We start from the raw sequence: 1,392 nt of genomic DNA, 5'->3' as shown, positions 1-1,392 counted from the left end.
AGTTGTTGAGTTAGGCGAGGGTGTTAAGCATCTTAAAGTTGGCCAACGCTTAATCGGCTCTAGCCAGAAATATGGTGCTTTTGCAGAACAGGTGATCGTGAATGCCATGACGGTGTTACCTGTTACAGATGATGTTACGGATACCGATGCTGCAAACCTAATGTGCGCACACGGCACAGCACACCACGCACTCAAGCAGCGCGCTCATTTGAAGAAGGGCGAAACTCTTGTTGTTCTGGGCGCGGCAGGCGGAACGGGTATTGCGGCGGTGCAGATTGGTAAAGCAATGGGCGCGCGCGTAATTGCAGTTTGTTCGTCACAAGAAAAGCTAGAGATGGCAAAAGCGAATGGCGCAGATGAGCTGATTAATTACAGCGAAGAAGATCTTAAAGAGCGCATCAAAGAATTGACTAAAGGCAAAGGTGCGAATGTTGTTTATGACCCAGTTGGCGGGGAGGCATTTGCAGCCTGTTCTCGTGCAATGGCACGTAATGGCCGTTTATTGGTTGTAGGTTTTGCATCGGGCACTATCCCTGAATTGCCTGTTAATTTGGCACTCGTAAAAGAGTATTCCTTAGTTGGCGTATTTTGGGGTCAATTTGTTATGCACGAGCCTATGGTCTTTATGCAAAACATGCAGGAGCTATTTGCTTGGTATCGCGATGGCGTTGTTCGCCTTGAAACTGATGAAGTTTTCCCACTATCTCGTACTGGCGATGCGCTTGCGAAAGTGATGAATCGCGAAGTGAAAGGCAAGGTTGTGGTTGTTCCAGACGCGCTTTTGTAAGTCGGACCTAGGGTTTAACAAAATATTGGGGTCAGAGTAAAAGTACTCTGACCCTAGTTTAAGAATGTAGGAAATAGGATAAAAAAGATGGCTACTAACTTATTTAACCTGGAAGGCAAAATCGCCCTAGTTACTGGCGCAAGCCGCGGTATTGGTGAATCCATCGCCAAGCTGCTTGCAGAGCAGGGCGCTCACGTTATTGTGTCAAGCCGTAAGATTGATGATTGTCAGAGTGTGGCGGATGCGATTGGTGAAGCGGGTGGTTCTGCAGAGGCATGGGCTTGCCATGTTGGCGATATGGATCAAATTAAAGAGACCTTTGAGTACATTGGCAATAAGCACGGCAAGTTAGATATTTTGGTCAACAACGCGGCGGCTAACCCTTACTTTGGTCATATTCTTGATACCGATATTAGCGCTTACAACAAAACGGTTGATGTAAACATCCGTGGTTACTTCTTTATGTCTGCTGAGGCGGGCAAGTTGATGCGTAAAAACGGTGGAGGCGCAATCGTGAACACGGCATCTATCAATGGTCTTCAGCCGGGCATGATGCAGGGCATCTACTCGATTACTAAGGCTGCTGTTATAAATATGACCAAAGC

General features: G+C 47.1%; 2 protein-coding genes. Both read left to right on the top strand.

Annotated features, from left to right (window positions below; genetic code table 11):
* Positions 1 to 787, top strand: a 787-nt coding sequence (locus A3738_RS11120) for an NADPH:quinone oxidoreductase family protein (RefSeq protein WP_068763597.1), incomplete at its 5' end; no start/stop codon positions are given.
* An 87-nt stretch (positions 788 to 874) separates the two neighbouring features.
* Positions 875 to 1,392, top strand: a 518-nt coding sequence (locus A3738_RS11115) for an SDR family NAD(P)-dependent oxidoreductase (protein WP_068763596.1), incomplete at its 3' end; no start/stop codon positions are given.

Source organism: Oleiphilus sp. HI0066 (genome assembly GCF_001635725.1).
The sequence above is the reverse complement of the archived record's forward strand: the minus strand, read 5'-3'. Positions and strand labels throughout refer to the sequence as shown.